This window comes from Salibacter sp., assembly GCF_031581065.1.
Taxonomy (GTDB): Bacteria; Bacteroidota; Bacteroidia; order Flavobacteriales_G; family Salibacteraceae; genus Salibacter.
The window spans coordinates 1-4,804 of record NZ_JAVLBN010000080.1 but is presented as its reverse complement, the minus strand read 5'-3'; the positions used below and the strand labels follow the sequence as shown (position 1 = coordinate 4,804).

The window sequence follows — 4,804 nt, the reverse complement described above, 5'->3', positions numbered from 1 at the left end:
CGATGGCTTAAACCATAATTTCTATTCTTTTTTGTCTGTTAATAATGATTTTTATTTCTGCGGGACATTAAAGGCAACACCAGGAACTGGTACTATTTCAAATGATAGTGCTTATGGAAATGATGACTACTACGTTGAAAAAATAGATCAACAGGGTAATACTGTGTGGTCATTTAGAGCGGGTGGAGATGATCATGATAGATTGACGGATATTACATATCTATCAAATGGTCAGTTATTATTGAGTGGTTATTCATTCTCCAGTAATACCGGCTCTAAAACAGACCCCGGCTTTGTAGGCCAATTTTCCAGACCTGATAACTGGTTAGTATGGTTAGATATTCCAACATTTATTGAAGAAAAAAGCACAAACAACTCTTTTTCAGCATATCCAAATCCCGCTAAAGAATATATCCGGTTCAACATAGCCCCAACATCTGCATTGAAAAAGTGGAAATTAATTTCAGTAACCGGTAAAGTAGAATCTGAAGGAAATGTTGTTGAAGGTATAAACCAAATCGATTTACAAAAACTTAGCAGTGGTTTATATTTCTTGAAATTAACGGGTGAAAATCAAGTTTTCACTAAAAAAATCATTGTTAAATAAAGTCTTAAATCAGGGTAGGTTTATATCCATTTAAACAACCGCTTCAACCACTTCAACTTTCCTTTGTATGGCGGATACTTTAATGGAACATCTACCTTGTCTGACTTCTCCAAAATGCTTTTCCGATGAGAAAAAGCCAAAAAGCTGTCTTCTCCGTGGTAGTTTCCCATTCCGCTAAACCCAACTCCGCCAAAAGGTAAATCGGGCTGAATAAGGTGTTCCAGCGTGTCGTTGATGGTACCTCCGCCAAATGACAGCTTTTCCAATAATTCTTTTTTCAATTTACCGTCTCTCGTAAAATGGTAATATGCCAGTGGCTTGGGTTTGCTGCGAATAATTTCCACTACTTCTTTTATCGATGAGTAGGTGAAAATGGGAAGGATCGGACCAAAAATTTCATCGTTCCACAACATGTGATCTTGAGGGACATCTGTGACAACTGTAGGCTCAATGTATCTTTCATCTCGGTCAGATCCACCACCGATCAAAACCTTTACACCATCCAGGCCGGCCATGAGTCGGTCGAAATGTTTTTCATTGACGATACGCGCGAGATCAGGACTGTCCTTTGGGTTCTGACCGAAAAATGAGTGAATCGCTTTTTCCAGTTCATCAATCAGTTTTCGAGAAACCGAATCGTGTACGAGAATGTAATCCGGTGCCACACAGGTTTGTCCGGCATTGAAGAACTTTCCGCTCACTATGCGTTTTGCAGCTGTTTTGACAGAAGCCGTTTCATCGACTATCGTAGGCGATTTACCTCCGAGCTCGAGCGTCAGGGGTGTCAGATTCTCGGCCGCAGCCTTCATGATGATTTTCCCAACTGCCGGACTACCAGTGAAAAAGATTTTGTCAATCGGCTGAGCGAGAAGTTCGTTCGTTTCATCAACTGCTCCCTGCACAACGCTAAAAAACTGCCTGTCGAAAAACTCATCGATCATTTTTTCCAGCGCCCGTGAAGTGTTGGGCGTCATTTCAGAGGGTTTCAAAACAACCGTGTTTCCGGCAGCAATAGCGCCAATAGCCGGAGCCAGGCCTAACTGAACCGGATAATTCCACGGAGCAATGATCAACGAAACACCGTAAGGCTCACGCATGACATAACTTTTTGATGGAGCGCTCAAGAGAGAAGATGATTTTTTCTCTGGCTTCATCCAATCATCGAGATGATTGAGCGTGTGATCGATATCGCGAAGCAAATAACCGGTTTCAGACACGAAGCTCTCAAACTCCGGCTTTTGAAAATCGGCTTTCATAGCCTCGTGAAGTTGCTGTTCATGGTTCTGAATAGCGCGCTTGAGCGTTCTCAATTGTTCTTTTCTGAATTTAGCCGGCCGGGTAACACCGCTATAGAAATAATTTTTTTGATCTTTAACCACAGATTCTATCACACTCATTGAACAAGGGGTGTTGGTTTCTGTTTCTAAAATACGCAAACTATCAAAATAAAGCCCATGAAAGAAGGCGATAAACTACCGGAATTTTCACTTCTCGATCAGAACCGAAACGAGTTCAACAGCAAGAGCTTGCTGGGAAAAAAATCTGTCATCTACTTTTACCCGAAAGATGAAACGAAAGGCTGTACTGCCCAGGCTTGCAGTTTTCGCGATGCATTTGAGGATTTTAAAAATGCAGATGCAAATGTTGTGGGCATCAGTTCAGATTCTCCCGAATCTCACGAGAAATTTGCCAAACGTTACGATTTGCCATTTACGCTTTTGAGCGATGAGGAGAAGGAAGTCCGCAAGCTGTTTGAGGTTCCCACAAACCTGCTCGGATTTATCCCTGGCCGCGTCACGTATATTTTTGATGAGAAGGGCATTTTGAAAAAGATTTACAACTCTCAAATGAAACCTGAAAGTCATGTTAATGAAGCGATGAAGGTGCTTGAGGAGATGTAAGGCTAAATTTATATTTTAGCTTTTATGAACTTATGCAAAACCCTCCCCTTCCTTCTAATGGTTGTTCTTGGCTGTGTCGGAGAAGAAAAAGATAAAAGTCGACAAGCTAACTCATTGAAAGTTGAGTATGACACGACCATAGCTTTTGTTGGAGAAAAGTTAAACATTTCCCCATCAGATAGTAATATCAATTTTTGCACACCGGGAAGAGATTATTATCAGGTCGTTTACAACAAGGACTCAGAGTCTTATCTGTTGGCTTTTTACAATAGAGTCAATCACTCTGTCAATTTTAGCACGATTGACAGAAACTATAATCAAAAAAACAAGGAAGTTCCTCTTAACGATAGCATTACAGATGTTTCATCACTTTTATTGTTAAATGAAGACTCTGTTTTGCTAACGGCAAACTCACATCAATCTGTCGTTATTTGTTCAAGAGCTGGTGAAACAAGAACCGTTTCACAAAAGAAAATTTTCGGATCTGACTCTCTCTATTTATTGCATTTAAGGCCTCCATCATTTTTCAAAAAAGATAGTCTATTAATTGGCTTTGGCGGTATGTTTAACTCTCCAAATAAAAAACACCGCTATGATTTTCCCTTTTTAGCATATCTGGATCTTAAAACATTGAGAGCTAAAGTTCTTCCCTTTAGATTACCAAAGGGGTTGTTGCATAAAAAGGGATCGATGGGTCCAGACTTCACCAATCTTTCTATAATAAATGGAAAACCATATTTCAACAACACCCTTGTGGATACTGTTTTGTTAGCGGTATCTGAAAAAGACCATAACCTGTATAAAAAGGATGTGCCTGAGTATCTCCCAAACAGAGACCAAATATTGAGCAATGATTCAATATTTGAGGGGCTATTCAAAAGGCATTATCACGAAATGAAATTGAGAAATCACGTTTCGCCCGTTTATGAAATAGGAGGTCGTGAAGACAAAATTGATGTTAAGTTCAAACCTCTCTCTGTTAAAAGAGCCGGACAAAGAATTGAGGTAAAATATGACTCAACAATCGTGGATGTTTACGATAACAGCTTAAGCTTTACTAAAAGGATAAAAATACCCTATGTGTCAACTAACTTTTGGTATACGAACAACAGGCTTTTATTTAGAAATAGAGAAAAAGACTCAAAAAAAGGCCTTTTTGACAAAGATGTTATAGCCAGGTATGAAGTCTATCGTGTTTCAAATTGAGTTTTGTTCTGGCTTTTTATAGAAAAACAAGAAGGTTGAGCAGTCGTAATAGTCTTAATATCAACTTTTCAAAACCCTCTCAATTCCCTCAGCAACACGCTCACCATCCATCGCGGCAGATACAATTCCACCGGCATATCCTGCTCCTTCACCGCTCGGGAAAAGTCCGCTTATTTGAGGGTGCTCACAGGTGTCATCTTTGCGCGGAATACGAACCGGTGAACTCGTACGACTTTCAACGGCCAATATTTGTGCTTCATTTGTAAGATAGCCTTTCATCTTCTTTCCAAAGGCTCTGAATCCGTCCTGCAATCTGGCGCGCACAAACTTGGGAATACCTTCATGCAATGGAGCAGATTGAATTCCCGGGATATACGAACAGTCGTTTAGTGAATCGGAAAGTGTGTTATTCACAAAATCCTGTAATCGCTGAGCCGGTGCTGTTTGATCTCCTCCTCCCCACTCGCATGCTTTTTTCTCCAGATGCTGCTGGAAGCGCAAATAAGCGAGCGGTCCGGCAGAGTGAAAGCCTTTTATGTCTTTCCACTCTACACTCACAACAATTCCCGAATTAGCGTAGCGAGAACTGCGAGTAGAGGTAGACATCCCGTTCACAACAACCTCTCCGGGAGCTGTTGCCGATGGAACAATTTGCCCACCCGGACACATACAAAAAGAGTAAACTCCTTTATCACGAACCTGGTGCACAATACTGTAAGGAGCAGCCGGCAAATACCTTCCACGGTCAGATCCACAGCTATATTGGATGTCATCGATCAATCTTTGCGGGTGTTCAACGCGAACGCCCAATGCAAAAGGTTTTGGTTCAACGAGAATGTCGCGTTTTACCAACAATTCAAAAATATCACGAGCCGAGTGTCCGGTCGCCAAAATCACGGCTTTTCCTTCTATTTTATCTCCATCCTCAGTAACAACACCTTTCATCGACTGGTTATCGATAATGAAGTCTGTAACTTTCGTGTTGAAATGCACTTCTCCCCCGGCATCCAGAATACTCTGCCGCATCTTTGCCACAATCTTGGGCAATTTATTCGTCCCGATGTGAGGGTGAGCATCAACCAAGATGTCT

General features: G+C 41.2%; 5 protein-coding genes. 3 read left to right on the top strand and 2 right to left on the bottom strand.

The annotated features are described in order from the left end of the window. On the top strand, positions 1–607 hold a 607-nt coding region (locus RI557_RS11325; RefSeq protein WP_310683861.1), incomplete at its 5' end, for a T9SS type A sorting domain-containing protein. Between the two features lie 20 nt (positions 608–627). On the opposite strand, the gene RI557_RS11320 is transcribed toward RI557_RS11325, so the two are convergent. Beyond that, a complete protein-coding gene (locus tag RI557_RS11320) occupies positions 628–2,004 on the bottom strand; it encodes an aldehyde dehydrogenase (RefSeq protein ID WP_310683859.1) in 1,377 nt (458 codons plus the stop codon). Between the two features lie 57 nt (positions 2,005–2,061). On the opposite strand from RI557_RS11320, the gene RI557_RS11315 reads away from it, so the two are divergent. Together RI557_RS11315 and RI557_RS11310 are read left to right on the top strand one after the other, a co-directional pair. Further along, complete coding sequence (locus RI557_RS11315; protein ID WP_310667982.1) at positions 2,062–2,508, top strand: peroxiredoxin; 447 nt, start codon at positions 2,062–2,064, stop codon at positions 2,506–2,508. Between the two features lie 24 nt (positions 2,509–2,532). Beyond that, positions 2,533–3,714, top strand: a complete 1,182-nt coding sequence (locus RI557_RS11310; RefSeq protein WP_310667981.1) for a hypothetical protein — start codon at positions 2,533–2,535, stop codon at positions 3,712–3,714. Between the two features lie 60 nt (positions 3,715–3,774). Here the strand turns inward: RI557_RS11310 and RI557_RS11305 are convergent. Further along, positions 3,775–4,804 (bottom strand): NAD(P)/FAD-dependent oxidoreductase (locus tag RI557_RS11305; RefSeq protein ID WP_409079703.1); only part of this gene is annotated, 1,030 nt, incomplete at its 5' end.